General features: G+C 38.7%; 10 protein-coding genes. 2 read left to right on the top strand and 8 right to left on the bottom strand.

The window, feature by feature from the left end:
* Positions 1–93: 93 nt before the first annotated feature.
* The 8 genes from lysS to glsA all read right to left on the bottom strand — a co-directional run bounded on the left by lysS (position 94) and on the right by glsA (position 12,146).
* Positions 94–1,671: a lysine--tRNA ligase gene (gene lysS / locus K2F26_RS09690; RefSeq protein ID WP_220611290.1), complete on the bottom strand. Its 1,578-nt coding sequence runs from the start codon at positions 1,669–1,671 to the stop codon at positions 94–96.
* A gap of 112 nt (positions 1,672–1,783) precedes the next feature.
* On the bottom strand, positions 1,784–2,206 hold the full coding sequence (locus tag K2F26_RS09685; protein ID WP_220611289.1) for a DUF29 domain-containing protein: 423 nt from the start codon (positions 2,204–2,206) through the stop codon (positions 1,784–1,786).
* A complete protein-coding gene (locus K2F26_RS09680; RefSeq protein ID WP_220611841.1) occupies positions 2,196–3,020 on the bottom strand; it encodes a TlyA family RNA methyltransferase in 825 nt (274 codons plus the stop codon). The genes K2F26_RS09685 and K2F26_RS09680 overlap by 11 nt, the downstream gene beginning before the upstream one ends.
* Positions 3,021–3,194: 174 nt before the next feature.
* Positions 3,195–7,508 (bottom strand): WD40 domain-containing protein, encoded by a 4,314-nt coding sequence (locus tag K2F26_RS09675; protein ID WP_220611288.1) that lies wholly within the window; start codon positions 7,506–7,508, stop codon positions 3,195–3,197.
* Between the two features lie 269 nt (positions 7,509–7,777).
* Entirely contained in the window at positions 7,778–8,563 is a 786-nt protein-coding gene (locus K2F26_RS09670) for an Rpn family recombination-promoting nuclease/putative transposase (protein WP_220611287.1), read from the bottom strand.
* 112 nt (positions 8,564–8,675) lie between these two features.
* Positions 8,676–8,831 (bottom strand): hypothetical protein, encoded by a 156-nt coding sequence (locus tag K2F26_RS09665; protein ID WP_220611286.1) that lies wholly within the window; start codon positions 8,829–8,831, stop codon positions 8,676–8,678.
* 20 nt (positions 8,832–8,851) lie between these two features.
* Positions 8,852–10,867 carry a glycoside hydrolase family 10-like protein gene (locus tag K2F26_RS09660; protein WP_220611285.1) on the bottom strand — a complete coding sequence of 672 codons (2,016 nt, stop codon included), beginning with the start codon at positions 10,865–10,867 and terminating at the stop codon, positions 8,852–8,854.
* Positions 10,868–11,174: 307 nt separating this feature from the next.
* Complete coding sequence (glsA, locus tag K2F26_RS09655) at positions 11,175–12,146, bottom strand: glutaminase A (RefSeq protein WP_437441056.1); 972 nt, start codon at positions 12,144–12,146, stop codon at positions 11,175–11,177.
* An 817-nt stretch (positions 12,147–12,963) separates the two neighbouring features.
* Between glsA and K2F26_RS09650 the strand changes: the two genes are divergently transcribed.
* Positions 12,964–14,064: a septal ring lytic transglycosylase RlpA family protein gene (locus tag K2F26_RS09650; protein WP_220611283.1), complete on the top strand. Its 1,101-nt coding sequence runs from the start codon at positions 12,964–12,966 to the stop codon at positions 14,062–14,064.
* 128 nt (positions 14,065–14,192) lie between these two features.
* Positions 14,193–15,812, top strand: coding sequence for a bifunctional pantoate--beta-alanine ligase/(d)CMP kinase (locus tag K2F26_RS09645; protein ID WP_220611282.1), 1,620 nt, complete (start codon positions 14,193–14,195; stop codon positions 15,810–15,812).
* The last annotated feature ends 116 nt before the right edge of the window (positions 15,813–15,928 follow it).

Below are 15,928 nucleotides of genomic sequence, written 5' to 3'. Positions count from 1 at the left end.
AGAACGCTCTGCCTTCTGCTAGTATTAATATGAGTCAGAGACTCATTAAATGTATTCCCTGTCAGAGACAGGGAACAAGTAGTTAACAAGTAGTTAAACTTCAGCTTTTGACTGATTCAAATTCACAACTTCTTGCAACCTAGAAATTACAAAAGACTTCTCTAAATAAGAGAACAAACCACCAGCTTTTGGACCACGTTCTTTATTTAAAAACGCCAAATATAAAGCTTTAAAAGCATTCGCTGGGGGAATTTGTAATTCCTTAGTAGTTGTAAAAATCACAGTTTGCAATGCTTCCGCTTCCCAGTTAGCAGCATTTTCTAAATTCTCCGCTAACTTCTGTACATAACTAACCTGTTCTTCAGTTAAAGTATTAGCTTTTTCGGGAACTTGTTCCAAATACAAAACTAACTTTTCTTCCTCATCCGCGTAGTCTTGCAACCACTTTTGAGCAGAATTAATTCTTTGATTGACAATAAATTGATCATATTCAGTTAAAGGATTTGCAGTTCTTTGTACAACCTCATCCTGAATATTTAAACGGGGAACTTGCAGCAGGGAAATTAAGGTACTGTAATCAAAAGGTTGGAAAGGTTTAATTTCCTCACCCAACTGGGCATAAAATAAAGACATTAATTCTTCAGTCAATTCAGAATTATCTTGATACTTACTAATTAAAGTATCATAATCCCTAAATAACCGAGTAACTGTTTCATAGTTGGGAGAGAAATTAATTACAGTTTTTGGCTGAGTTCTTAACATTAAAAACCGTAATAACTCAGGTGGTAATAAATCAGCAATTTCCCGCGCACTTGAACCCACACCTTTAGATGAACTCATTTTTGTACCATTCACAAGAATAAATTCATAAGGTGAATGAAAAGGCGGTTGTTTATCTAAAACTTTGCGAGAAATTGCATTCGCTACATCCCTAGAACCACCTTTTTGCGAGTGGTCTTTTCCTGCCATTTCAATGGTTACACCTAAAACATCCCATTTTGCAACCCATTCTACTTTCCAAGGTAATTTCCCATTACCATTAAAAGGAGAAACCCAACCAGAATGACCACAACCTTTTACATAATTAGTTGCATCTTCTTTACAAGTGTAAAAAACTTCTGAACCGTTATAATCTGTAGTTACAGTTGTGGCGATTTTCCCGCAATTTTCACAAATAACTTGAAAAGGATACCAGTTATTTGGGCGATCGCCTTTACTCACTTCTTTATATGCTTCTCTTACCAAGTGAGCATTTTTTAAGAAAGTGTCAATGTGGGAATTAAGTTTACCAGAACGATATAAATCACGTAAAAAATAAGTTTCTGGTTTAATTCCTAAATACTCGAAAATTTCAAAAAATTCGCCAATGAAATATTTAGCATAATCACTCGCACCCTCACCAGGAGAAGGTACATTACACAGAGGAAAACCCAAATAAGGCTTAAATTTTGCCTTGTCTAAATATTTGGGAACGGTATCTAGTGCATCGTAGTCATCCACACCGTACATGAATTTTACGGGCTTACCTGCGTGTTTCAAGGCACGGTAAATAACATCATGGATAACCACACCCCGCAATGATCCGACGTGGACCCGTCCTGAAGGAGTTTTAGAATCATTAACTACCTGGAAACCTTGTGCATCAGCAGCGATTTTATCAGCCCAAAACATTTGATTTTCTATATTTTGACAATTTCCCTATTTTAACTCTATGGGTTGGTTATGGATGATTTTTTGGTGATGTTGTTGGTATTTTTGCGCTGAAGCGCAATTACGAGCATGATTAAGGATTTGGTAAGAAGTCATTGTCTAAGACTTCTTCAGAAGTAAAAGGACATTTCTCTGGGAAAATATCCGGTGATAATCCTGTTTCTTCTATTGCCCAATCTACCGCAGGATAGTAACTTTCTCCAAAAATATTATCATAGTAATTTTTTAAACTGGGATGTTTTTGTATAGATTTATTAACTCTGCGGCGATGTTCTTTGATACTTCCTCGCCAACTTCCAGAACGTTTTTCCGGTTGATATTTCCATTTTAAAAGATGGGCTAAAATCACAATGAGATTATTTTCTAAAGCATCTTTTAAACTGCCACCCATTTCTTCAATTTCTTCTATTAATAAATCAATATCTAAGTTATCAAAATCACGATGTTTTAAATTTTCAATGGTTGCATCTAACCACAATTGATAATTACTGTTCATTTTTTGTCAACTCCTGTACAGCATTTTTAGTAATTTCTTGAATAGTTATTAACTCCAGTGCTGATGTTTCACTTTCCATTCCTAACCATAACAAATATTCAATATTTCCCGCAGGTCCAGTAATGGGAGAAAAAGTCAAACCCTGATATTGCCATCCTAATTCTAACGCTGTTTTTAAAACTTGGAATATTGCATCTGCATGATCTTTAGAATCACGGACTACTCCTTTTTTACCCACACGATTTTTACCAACTTCAAACTGTGGTTTAACTAATAAAACTGCTTCCCTTGGTGCTTGGGTTAAACGCCAAATTGCTGGTAAAACTTTGGTTAAAGAAATAAAGGAAACATCTACAACTGCTAAATCTGGAAATGGGGCATTATCTATATATAATTGTTCTGGTTGTAATTCCCGTAAATTGGTACGTTCTTTTAAAATTACTCGTTCATCATTTCTAATTTTCCAGTCAACTTGTCCATATCCTACATCAATTCCATAAACCTTTTCTGCACCATTTTGTAATAAACAATCTGTAAAACCACCAGTGGAAATTCCCCCATCTAAACAGATTCTTTGATTTGCAGAAATACCAAATATTTTTAATGCTTTTGCAAGTTTTTCACCACCGCGAGAAACAAAAGGTGGACGTTCTTTAACTTGAATTTCTGCGGTTGTATCTACTTCTGTTCCTGGTTTATCAATTACTGTTTGATTTACCATAACTTCGCCGGCTTGAATTAGTCTTTGTGCTTGTTGACGGGAAGGAGATAAACCCAAATCTACTAATAGTGTATCTAGTCTTTGTTTCATTATCAATTACTAAAAATTTAGGAATTTTATTTGTCAGAATCAGGATAACCAGGATTTAAGGATTTACAGGATGATATTCAGATCCCTGATTTGTAAGATAATGTTGGTAGTAAATGAAAAGGGTAATAAAAGTAGTTGGGGATATTTAATGAGTTTTCACCTTTGTGTACTGTCATCCTACTCTACCGCGCCCAATGCTTTCAAAGTTAATATTTCCGCCCGGCTTAACCCCTTCACCCCCTTGATTTTCAACCCTGCATATAACCTATGGTCAAAGGTAGCGATACATTTCCCAGACTGGACATCCCACAGTTTCACCGTATTATCAACACTACCACTAGCCAAGGTCAGACCATCTCCACTCCAGGCTACTGACCACACCCAACTGCTATGACCTTGTAAAGTCAGCATACAGTTCCCAGACTGCACATCCCACAGTTTCACGGTATTATCAGCACTACTGGTAGCTAAGGTTTGACCATTTGGACTCCAGACCACTGACCTTACCCAACTGCTATGACCCTGTAAGGTCTGCACACATTCCCCAGACTGTACATCCCACAGTTTCACCATTTGATCATCACTACCACTAGCCAAGGTTTTTCCATCTGGACTCCAAGCTACTGACCAAACCCAACTGTTATGACCCTGTAAAGTCCGCACACATTCCCCAGACTGCACATCCCACAGTTTTACCGTTTGATCCTGACTAGCACTAGCCAAGGTTTTTCCATCTGGACTCCAAGCTACTGACCTCACCCAACTGCTATGACCCTGTAAAGTCCGCACACAGTCCCCAGACTGCACATCCCACAGTTTTACCGTTTGATCTTCACTACCACTGGCTAAAGTTTGACCATCTGCACTCCAGACTACTGAACTAACAGAATAGCTATGACCTTGTAAAGTCCGCATACAGTCTCCAGACTGCACATCCCACAGTTTCAGCGTTTGATCATGACTAGCACTAGCCAAGGTTTTTCCATCTGGACTCCAAGCTACTGACCTCACCCAACTGCTATGACCCTGTAAAGTCCGCACACAGTCTCCAGACTGCACATCCCACAGTTTCAGCGTTTGATCATGACTAGCACTAGCCAAGGTTTTTCCATCTGGACTCCAAGCTACTGACCTCACCCAACTGCTATGACCCTGTAAAGTCCGCACACAGTCCCCAGACTGCACATCCCACAGTTTTACCGTTTGATCTTCACTACCACTGGCTAAAGTTTGACCATCTGCACTCCAGACTACTGACCAAACCCAACTGCTATGACCCTGTAAAGTCCGCACACAGTCTCCTGTCTGCACATCCCACAGTTTTACCGTTTTATCAGCACTACCACTAGCCAAGGTTTTTCCATCTCTACTCCAGACCACTGAACTAACAGAATAGCTATGACCCTGTAAAGTCCGCACACAGTCCCCAGACTGCACATCCCATAGTTTCACCGTTTGATCATGACTACCACTAGCCAAGGTTTTTCCATCTGGACTCCAAGCTACTGACCTCACCCAACTGCTGTGACCCTGTAAAGTCCGCACACAGTCCCCAGACTGCACATCCCACAATTTCACCGTTTGATCTTCACTACCACTAACCAAGGTTTTTCCATCTGCACTCCAGACAACTGTTCTAATAATATTGCTATGACCCTGTAAAATCCGTACACAGTCTCCAGACTGCACATCCCACAGTTTCAGCGTTTGATCATGACTAGCACTAGCCAAGGTTTTTCCATCTGCACTCCAAGCTACTGACCAAACCCAACTATTATGACCCTGTAAAGTCCGCACACAGTTCCCAGACTGCACATCCCACAGTTTTACCGTTTGATCATCACTACCACTAGCCAAGGTTTTTCCATCTGCACTCCAGACAACTGTTCTAATAATATTGCTATGACCAAAAAGTAATAATAGTTCCTGTCCTGTTAAAGGATTCCAAATTTGGACTCTACCATCAACATCTCCAGTAACAAGGTATTTTCCATCTGAACTGAAAGCAACAGAATAAACTGATCCTAATGCCTTTGCAAAACAAGCATCTCTTAAATTTGTACCAGTTATATCAACCTTATACAAACTAGCTAAACTAAAATTCACACCATGTATAACTGTTTCACTCAAATCTTGTTTTGCTAATGCAAACCTATCACCTTTAATTAGTAATTGCACTCCATTACTGCCCAAATAACCAACTTCTTCCTCGGTTTTACCTTTCGTAGATTTAACCACTTCTAATAAACGTTGATTAGCAGAATCCGATAACATAGGAGACATCAAATCTAACACGGCTTTAGATAAGAGAGTTTTACCAAAAGTTTGTGTTAAATCAGTTGTTCCCTGATCATAAGGCAGAAATTCTACCAATCCCTGAAAATCATCTGCTAAAATTCCTAATTCTCGTCCCAATTTATAAGCAACAAAAAACTCTAATAATGACCGATGGGCAGGATAATAGTCACCATCAGCATTTCTAATTAACATGGTTTGCCCCATCATGTCATAATGCCAATGATCTAAATCTTTTTGTTCTTGGACTTTTTCGCCAAAATAATTCCGAATTAAATCGGGAAATTCTTTATAATTCAGAGTCATTTTATCATTTGACAGCATTTCCCAAGATAATTCACACAGGAAATATAATTTATCTGCCATTGAGGTAAAAGTGCGGTCAGCTTTAATATCCCGTGCCATTTTCTGACGCACCGCATAAAGATAAACACGGGAAATATCCACAGGTTTACCAGCTTCAATATCCGGTAATGCTTCCATAATTAAATCAATCATCACCGGACGACGTGCCAAGTCTAATAATTTTTCATTATTAATTACAGCTTCAACGGTTTCTGGTTGAGCTTTAAAACTAAGAACTTGTTGAATTTGTTCATCATCAAATTTTTCTAATTCTAAAACTTCAAATTGGGGTGTTTCTCCAGTTAATTTTTTAGTAGATGCTTGTAATTCCGCGCTTAAAAGTCTCCTTCCTTCCAATGCTTCTGGGAAATATTCAGTACGACAAGTTAAAATTGCTTTTGTCCCTTCTGTTCCTACAACTTGTGCTAATTCCCAGAAATTATTAATCATTGCTTGACGATCTACCCTTGCGGCCATTTCATCAAAACCATCAAATATTAATAATAATTTCCCCATCCGGTTTAGCTGTTCAAATGCAGAATATCCCGCTAAACCAATTTCATGTTTACGGAAAAAGAACTCAGAAAAAAGAGATTCAATACTTACTGCTTTAGCATAATCTCTTAAAGGAATTAATAAAGGAATCCGGGGAATAGTTGCACCTTCTTGTTTTGCTTGGCGATATTTTTGTAATGCTACCCAAGCATAATGGAAAGCAAACCAAGTTTTACCTGTGCCAAATTCCCCTAAAATTGATAAATGTTGTTTAGCAGGATCAGATAACCATTCATTAATATAACGTTCAATCCATCCATCTTCTTTACCATAGTGACTCACACCTATTCGCTGTTTATTTCTAGGGTTAATTTCTTCTTTTCTACAAGCTAAGGGAACATAATATTTATCAATTCCTCTGCTTTTCACTTCATTCTCTAACCAATCGAAATAACCACTAAAATCCGCATCAGCTTCGATTAATTCATCAAAGGTATAACAGAAAATTTGTTGATTTTCTTTAACTTCATTTCTGGCTAATTTACTAACTCTGCGCGGTGCAACAACCCAACCTTCATCTGTTTTGTGAGTTTCTACAGCTTCTTTAATTGCATTGACATCATGAATACTTGCTTCTGCTTCCACTCCGCGAATAAAAATTCTGTCATATCCTCGCCGTTTGGGAATATTAATAATCAATTCAAAATGTTCTGGTTCTAAAACTTCGTGTTTTTCAAATTTGTACCCCAGTGTTTCAAACCAGGTTTTTAATTGTTTACATAATTCTGTTTCTCTTATTGTTTCTGCTGGTGGTAAAAGTTGTTGATAACTTTGTGTAAGTTTTTGAATTTGATCTTGAATTGCTGGTAAACTGAGTTGGTTTACTTGTTCCCGAATTTGATTTAAACTACGTTGTAAATTATCGAATTTATGATCTTGTAAAATTTCTGTCGCTGTTCTGGCACGTTTGGCAATTTCAATAAATAATCTAGCGAATTCTGCTATTTCTCGCTGATAATCAATATTTTTTTGTTTAATTTGATCACCAATAGCAAAACTATCAATATAATCATCTAATTTTTGGAAATTAAAACTTTTATTTTGACTAAATGCTGTTTGAAATTCTTGTTTAATTTCTGCTTCTTTCAATAACTGTAAAATAACCTTTGGTTTACCTACTCCATATTCAATCAAGGTGTAAACATAAACACCATCAAAGTCATTGGGGGGGACATCCTGTTTTAAGCCAAATTTATTTAAGAGTTTTAATCTGGTTTCACTGTGATCTAATTTCTCTAATGCTTTTCCTACTGCTTCTTCAACTAACGCCCCAATAACATCATCAATGATAAACATAGATAATTTTGTGTAAAATGTATAAAACTATTTGTGTGTTATTACTTTTATACCACCAAGTATATTGGTTTGTCAATTTACTATCTGTTACATAGGAAAGTTCAAAATCCTGTAAATCCTCAAATCCTGGACATCCTGATTCAGACAGAAGTTAAAAAACGCACCTGGACAAAATTGCCAAAGTGCGATCGCCATCACCATAAACATCAAAATCCTGAAAATCCTGAAAATCCTGATTCAGACAAATTCCATCAATTAACTATCACCTATCACCTTGACATTTTCTCGATAATGTTCTTCACTTCCTCAATACTTAAATTCAAAACTTGAGCAATTTGTTCTTGACTCAAACCTAATCCTACCAACCCAGGAACAGCTTCTAATTTAGCTTTGAGTTCTCCTTCTTCTTTAGCTTCTTGATAAAATCTAGTTTGTTTTAAATCACTTAGTCCAAACATTGATTCTATTTCCTCCCTCTTCATTCTTGGAAATTTGTAAATTAAAATTGTCTCGATGATTTCTAATATTTGTTGTTGTTTGGGTTGAGACTTAACCTCTTGTTTGGTACGATTAATTAATTCCCTAGCTTGAGTGACGGCTTGTGTTTCATTGGTAATGATTAATTTAATTGTAGCAATCCCAATGGGTAATGATGTTGTTTCTTCAATTTCATCTAAATAAATCACCCTCACTCGTTGACTCAGGAAAAATTCTTCATAGTCCTGAATATTACCTTCATCTACAGCACGACTAGGATATATTACTACTCCTTTCCATCCACATTTGGGTTTATTTTGGCGTAAATATAAGAATATTTCCGAAAATAGTCTGCTATAAAGGTCTTCATCTGGCTGAAATTGCACTTCTAGGAAATAGATGGGATTTTCTGTAGTTTCTTGAGGTAAGAAGACTCCATCTATTCTAAAAGCTGTTTGTTTGACTTCAATGGAGGAAAACTCATAATTTTCGGCTAGTTCGGGAGATTCACCTATGAGTTCAAAAAAAATACTTGGTATTTCTTGAAATAAGCGGTAAAATATGGTATCTGTTTTCATTAATTTGATATTAATATTTTTGGGCGGTATTTTACCGCCCTTTTCTCATTTTATCATGACTAACTATACTGAATAAACATCCTGTAAATCCTCAAATCCTGGACATCCTGATTCAGACAATAAAAAACGCACCTGGACAAAATTGCCAAAGTGCGATCGCCATCACCAGAAAAATCAACATCCTGTAAATCCTCAAATCCTGGACATCCTGATTCAGACAGAAGTTAAAAAACGCACCTGGACAAAATTGCCAAAGTGCGATCGCCATAATCATCTGCCTTCCTCAGATTAAGTTACAGTAATTACCACACCCACACTTTCATTACCCAACCTATCCACCGCACACACCGCATAAGTTCCCGGTGGTACAGTAGCAAAAGTAGTACCAGCAGACAAAATGCGCTGAATTATCCAATTATCTCCACTTTGACGGTAAAGAGTCCAAGAACGCACGGGTTTATCATCACCTCTTTGCCAATTTAATCTACCATTTTCAAATTTAATTTCTTTGGGAGGAGAAGGAGGATTTTGACTTTGCCATGACATAGTAGGAATTATGGACGGACGAGAATAATAAACCTGTTTAAATTGATCAGCAATACCTTGGAGATTTTCTTTGATAGCATTCATACTAAAAAATATATTTCCCAAGGACAAATTTTTAGCTAAGTTCCGAGAAATGAGAATTTGTTTTTCAATTTCTGAATTTTTCCAAGCTTTACCATCTAGTTTGGAAATGTTGTTTCCGGCGTAAATATGTCGCTGTTTGGTATTAGCTTCAGTCCACCATTTCAACAAGACTTCATAACTTTGTTGTGTTTGATCAGTCCGCCAATAAAGTTGCGGTGCTAAATAATCTATCCAACCTTCTTGCAACCATTTTCTAGAGTCAGCATAAAGAGCATTATAGGGATCTAAACCCACAATTCCTGCTGGTTGTCCAGGGCGATAAATCCCAAAAGGACTAATCCCAAATTTAACATGAGATTTAGTTTTTTTAATTCCTTCTGATAAACGCAATACCATTTGATTAACGTTTTCCCGTCGCCAATCTTCTAAGCTCAGTTTACCCCCATTTGCTTGATAAGCTGCATAAGTTTTATTATCAGGGAAAGATTGACCAGATATAGGATAGGGGTAAAAATAATCATCAAGATGAATCCCATCTACATCGTAACGGTTGAGAACATCAATAATGACATTGTAAGCTCGATCTTGAACAATTTTTGAGCCGGGGTCCATCCATAATTGATTACCCCATTGATAGACAACTTCAGGATTAGTTATAGCTATATGGGGACGGACATTAGCACCACTTTTAGTAGTGGTTTTGGCACGGTAAGGATTGAACCAAGCATGAACTTCAATATTGCGTTTATGACATTCAGCGATCGCAAATTCTAAAGGATCATAAAATGGTTCTGGTGCTTTTCCCTGAGTTCCCGTAATCCAAGCACTCCAAGGTTCTAAACTAGAAGCATATAAAGCATCACCTTCTGGACGCACCTGTAAAATTAAGGCGTTAAAATTTAAAGATTGTAATTGTTGAATAATTTGCAGTAATTCCGTTTTCTGCTGTTCAACACTCAACCCTGGTTTAGAAGGCCAATCACTATTCCACACAGTTGTGATCCAAGCACCCCGAAACTCCCGGTTATGACTTACCCTCACAGTCCTGGGTTGGTTTCCAGACAATGGTACTACTACTATATATTCAGAAGCAATTTTTTCTGCCCTTCCCAGATATACCAAAGCCTGATATACCATCACAGCCACATCAGCACGAGTCGCAGCCATCCTGGGATTGAGTAATTTGATATTTGGATAACTCACTACCCAACCAACACTAGAGGCGATCGCCACCTGATTGATAGCATAGTTAGGAATTGTTGCCGCATCTTGATAGATTTGTCCTAATTTACTCACCAAATCAGGTTGGACTTGACTAGCAATTCCCAAACCATTCACCATCGCAACTAAAACATCACCCCTGGAAATACTATCATTAGGGCGAAAAGTCTGATCAGGGTAGCCAACCAAAAATCCAGTTTCGTAAACTTTTCTAATTGCACTATTAGCCCAAAGTGTAACAGGTACATCTCCAAAAGGTACATAATCCCGTTTTTTGGTTGTTGTCAGTACAGAAGCTATAATCGCCGCAAACTCAGCACGAGTAACAGGGCTATTAGGGCGAAAACTACCATCACGATAGCCATTTAAAATTCGCCGTTGGGCTAAAGCCTGAATAAATAACCGCGCCCAATGATTTTGAATATCGGGAAATGATGCAGTATTAGATATCATTGTTGATTTTTTGTAGATAACATCCACTGTTAATTTAGCAACAGAAGGCAGGAGTCAGGGGGCAGGAGTTCAGGAGTTCAGGAGTTCAGGAGTATGGCTTCGCCACGCTTCGCTATCAGGAGTTCAGGAGTCAGGGGGTTAACACTATTCCCTATTCCCTATTCAATACTTGTCGGTTAAGCTGAAAAAATAAAATCAGGTAGGTTGGGTTGAGGAACGAAACCCAACGTTTATAAGCTTTTGTTGGGTTGCGCTATCGCTTAACCCAACCTACAAAAACTATTCCCTATTCCCTATTCCCTATTCCCTATTCCCTGTTCTCACACTCAAACAAATGTAACCCCAAGCGTTGAGACAGTTCCTCACACACCTTCACCCCCCGCACGCTGTTAGCACGCCCATCTAGGAGAGGTGAAAACACTCCAATTCCCATCTGCCCAGGAACAACGGCGAGAATTCCCCCAGAAACGCCGCTTTTCGCCGGGATTCCTACTTTATACGCCCATTCACCTGCAAAGTTATACATCCCACAGGTATACATCACACTCAATATATCTTTGATGTAACAACTATCTACTGCTTTTTCTTTAGTAATCGGGTTAATTCCTTTATTAGCGAGAGTAGCAGCCATCACAGCTAAATCCCGACAATTTACCATCACAGAACATTGTTGAAAATATAAATCTAGTGCTTCTTCAATATTTTGGTCAATCATGCCAAAATTTAGCATAAGATGGGCAGTAGCGCGGTTGCGGTGTCCTGTACTGCGTTCGGAAGTAAATACCGAAATATCTACAAATACATCTCGTCCAATATAACGCCTATACATTTCTAATAAGCGATTAAGGCGTTCTGTCGCTCCATTACCTTTAATTAAACTGGTAGTGGCTATAGCTCCTGCGTTTACCATCGGGTTGTAGGGTCGCTTTGATTGTTCATCAAGAATAATCGCGTTAAATGCGTCTCCAGTCGGTTCTACTCCCACCCTAGTTAACACATAATCCCGTCCATGATCTTCTAAAGCTTGTCCATAAACAAATACTTTGGAAATCGACTGGATAGTAAATAGCTGTTGATAATCACCAACTTCATAAATCTGGCCATCTACAGTAGCAATACAGATACTAAATAAGTTGGGGTTTACTTTTGCTAGTTCGGGAATGTAGTTTGCGACTGTACCCTCTTGTAGAGATTGGTACAGGTAATGCAAATCTTTGAGAACTTCTAAAAATAGTGATGAACCAGTTTCTCGATCTTGTGAGTTTGCCATAAGGCTGATAACTTGCAAATAAATATGATAGTTGATGGATTAGTTGTGGTTATCAGCAAAAAGTAATTTTTAATACCTAAAAAACTCTACTTTACAACCTGACAACTTTTTCTCTATTTTCCCATCATTACTTTTTTTTGATGAAACCAATGCTTAAATCATAAAAAAGAATATTTGTCAACTGTAAAATTATTGAACAATAAATTTTAAATAAATAAAAATAAATAATATTTTGGTGAAGGTGTTTGCAGTAGCTTTTGTAGCATATTATATTAACTTCTGAAAATTACAAAAGTTATATTGTAACTCTTTTTATCAAACTTTTTAGCAAAAAAAACATTAATTATTGATGATTTTTCTGTTAATGCTTCAAAACGAACAAATACAATTTTTCGGTAAAAACATTTATAAGTAAGGCTAGTAAGTTATAATAAAGACTAAAATTATTGAATTTTTTGAGTTATATATATTACTATGATTAAATAGCTGGGATCAAATAATCACGGTATTAACATCTTCAGCTAAAATCAGCTTCATATTTCATGTTCATAAAAAATTATTCAGATCCCGAAAAAAAATGTTACAAATCCAAAAACCTGATTTGCAAAAGGTTTTGACCGATAAAACCCAAGAAAAATTGGGAGAACCAGAGCAAAACTTACGCTAAAACCCTGATCCCCAAGCCCAAAAGTTCATGTTACTCTGTTGCAGTTATAAACAAAAAGTGAAAGCGGAACGAGTTCGAGTTGCAGGTTAGTTCACCAACACAGGTGAAAAACCCACGAATTAAAAAACTTAAGTTCTAGAGTCGCTTTAAATCGGAAGCATGAATCAAAGACATTTGTGGACTACTGTCGCTGTGTTTCTGTCTGTTTTGGGTGTACCCGCAGTGGGTCGTACTCAAACCAGCAAGGGAAACGCTCCAACTACCCAAGCATCTGCTGTAGATGCAGTGAAAGTGGGAGAGTATCAATCCCCGAAACAGGAACCCTCCTTAGATGCTGTGAACACACAGATTCATCCTCACAGCATTGAAGGCCGTCAAGCGGCAACCCTTTACATCCGAAACATTCCCGTTCTGACCTTTGTGAGTTCTGCGCCAGTCGCCAGTACAGAAACAAAAGTGGGAACAATAGGAAAAGCAGAAGGCGTTAGCACTGATGCCCAGACCGGTGGTAAATCAGCTAAGGTAGCCAGTGTAGGAAGTGTGATGGATGTGAGTAAATCTCCTAACACGATTATTGCCGATGACCCAGTACAGAGAGCCAGCTTAGTAGCCGCTCAAATCAACCAGTTGATGCGGGAGAATGCAGACGCAAGCAAAATTACCGTTAGCTGGAAAACAGGGGAAAAATCTCCAGTCAATAATAACAAAGCCCAAGACAAAGGCTCGTCTGTTCAACAGCAACCTGATCGCTACACCATCAAAATCAACGGTAAAGAATTGGTGGAAATCAATGAAGCCACCCAACTAGCAGATACTACAAATAATCTAGCACAAGATGCCTTACAAGCAACCAATCGCCTGCGGAGACTCATAGGTAATGCTTCTCCTATCAGCCAAATTGCCAACTTACCAAAAAATCAAATATCACTGCCAAACCTACCGCAACAAGTAGCAGGTCGCATCAAACTCAACTTCAAGGGTATAGCTTCTTGGTACGGTTATGATTGGGCTGGTAGAAAAACCGCCAATGGTGAAAGATTTAATCCCGAAGCCATGACAGCAGCCCATCGTAGCTTACCTATGGGTACAAAAGTTCGTGTAACTAACACCCGGAATGGTAAATCTGTGGTTGTGCGAATTAATGATCGTGGTCCATATATCGGAGGTCGAATTATTGACCTTTCCCTGGGAGCAGCCCGGATGATAGGAATGATGAGCAGTGGTGTTGCTCCAGTCCGTATTGAGGTTTTGGGAAGATAACCTCCTTCCTCGCACAAACTCCTTTTCGCTCTTCACTATTGTTTAATTCCCCTGGTTCACTCATCCCTAACCCCGATTTTAGATATAAACTAACGGGGGAGAGGATAGAGAAGAACTAGGGGTATTTTGTGCGCTTGCTGACAACAGTTGCAGCTTTACGCTGTTATTTAAATCAACGTCGCTGGGAAACCAATCTCCAGCTTTCAGACGAGCTATTATTTGATGATCAGACTACTTGGTATCCTACAAAAATTGGTTTAGTCCCCACTATGGGCGGACTGCATCCAGGTCATTTAAGCCTAATGCAACGAGCTAGGCAAGAAAATTCTACTGTGATTGTTAGTATTTTTGTCAATCCCCTACAATTTGGACCAAATGAGGATTATCAACGCTATCCTCGGACTTTAGAGCAAGATCGAAAATTGTGTGAACAAGCGGGAGTTGATGCGATTTTTGTCCCTACTCCGGAAGAAATGGGAATTGCTCAGAAGAATATACAAGAAAATCAAGTGACACAAGTAATCCCTCCATCTGGTATGATAAGTAGCTTGTGTGGTAGATATCGGCCGGGTCATTTTCAAGGTGTGGCGACAATTGTCACCAAGCTTTTCAATTTGGTACAGCCTGACCGAGCTTACTTTGGTCAAAAAGATGGCCAGCAACTAGCAGTTATTAAACGTCTGGTGGCTGATTTAAATTTGCCAGTAGAGATTGTTGCTTGTCCAACAGTGCGGGAAGCGTCTGGCTTGGCTTTGAGTTCTCGTAATCAATATTTGACTGCAACAGAAAAAGAGCAAGCAACAGTGTTATTTAAAGGCTTGCAGCAAGCTGAAGCGGCGTTTCGTGCTGGCGTTCGCAACAGCAGCCGGCTGATAGCATTGGTGTGGGAAGAAGTGGCAAAAGTCAGCACTATCTATGTGGAATATATTGAATTGGTTGAACCGACTACATTGATGTTTTTAGGAAAAATTGAGGAGGAAGGAATGCTGGCGATCGCAACCCGTCTAGGTTCTACTCGTTTGATTGATAATACCATCTTGCGCGATGTTTACAACGGGCTACGCCAACCGATTATCGCCATTGATGGTCCTGCTGGTGCGGGTAAGTCTACCGTGGCTCGCCAAGTGGCAACACAGTTAGGGTTAGTCTATTTAGATACTGGTGCAATGTACCGTGCTATCACTTGGCTAGTGCTGCAAGAAGGCATTGCTATTGATGATGAATGTGCGATCGCTGAATTAGCGAACCAGTGTAAAATTGAACTTACTCCTAGTCAAAATCTACAATTTCCCGTACAAGTATGGATTAATGGTATTGATGTCACTCAAGAAATTCGGAGTATTGAGGTGACATCACAAGTATCGGCGATCGCCGCGCAAAATGCAGTCCGCAAAGCCCTGGTTCAACAACAGCAAAACTGGGGTCAAAGGGGTGGTTTAGTAGCTGAAGGCCGAGACATTGGTACTCATGTTTTCCCAGATGCAGAAGTGAAAATCTTCTTAACGGCTTCAGTGGGTGAACGCGCCCGTCGTCGTCAGCAAGACTTTACAAAACAAGGTCAACCAGAAGTTAGTGTAGAACAACTGGAACGGGATATTGCTGAACGAGATTATAAAGATAGCACTCGCAAAATTTCCCCATTGCGAAAAGCCGCCGATGCAGTGGAAGTGCAAACCGATGGACTTACCCCTAGTGAGGTAGCAGCGCAGATTGTTAATTATTACCAAGATCGTTTGTCTCAAAGGTAATTATAGCAGGTAATCTGGGTTATGACTAAAGTGCAGTGGTTTAAGGTTCACTTTGGTAGTAGAATAGCCATGTTAAGTTTTGTGTCCCAATATCAAGGATATAAAACTAAATCAAT

The sequence above is a fragment of the Sphaerospermopsis torques-reginae ITEP-024 genome, from assembly GCF_019598945.1.
GTDB lineage: Bacteria > Cyanobacteriota > Cyanobacteriia > Cyanobacteriales > Nostocaceae > Sphaerospermopsis.
Note: the sequence above shows the minus strand (reverse complement) of the source record. Positions and strands in the feature narration are given on the sequence as shown.

Excerpts from the sequence above, each read along its gene's own strand:
- lysS (WP_220611290.1), bottom strand. The coding sequence starts at position 1,671 with ATGTTTTGGGCTGATAAAATCGCTGCTGATGCACAAGGTTTCCAGGTA.
- K2F26_RS09685 (WP_220611289.1), bottom strand. The coding sequence starts at position 2,206 with ATGAACAGTAATTATCAATTGTGGTTAGATGCAACCATTGAAAATTTA.
- K2F26_RS09675 (WP_220611288.1), bottom strand. The coding sequence starts at position 7,508 with ATGTTTATCATTGATGATGTTATTGGGGCGTTAGTTGAAGAAGCAGTA.
- K2F26_RS09670 (WP_220611287.1), bottom strand. The coding sequence starts at position 8,563 with ATGAAAACAGATACCATATTTTACCGCTTATTTCAAGAAATACCAAGT.
- K2F26_RS09665 (WP_220611286.1), bottom strand. The coding sequence starts at position 8,831 with ATGGCGATCGCACTTTGGCAATTTTGTCCAGGTGCGTTTTTTAACTTC.
- K2F26_RS09660 (WP_220611285.1), bottom strand. The coding sequence starts at position 10,867 with ATGATATCTAATACTGCATCATTTCCCGATATTCAAAATCATTGGGCG.
- K2F26_RS09650 (WP_220611283.1), top strand. The coding sequence starts at position 12,964 with ATGAATCAAAGACATTTGTGGACTACTGTCGCTGTGTTTCTGTCTGTT.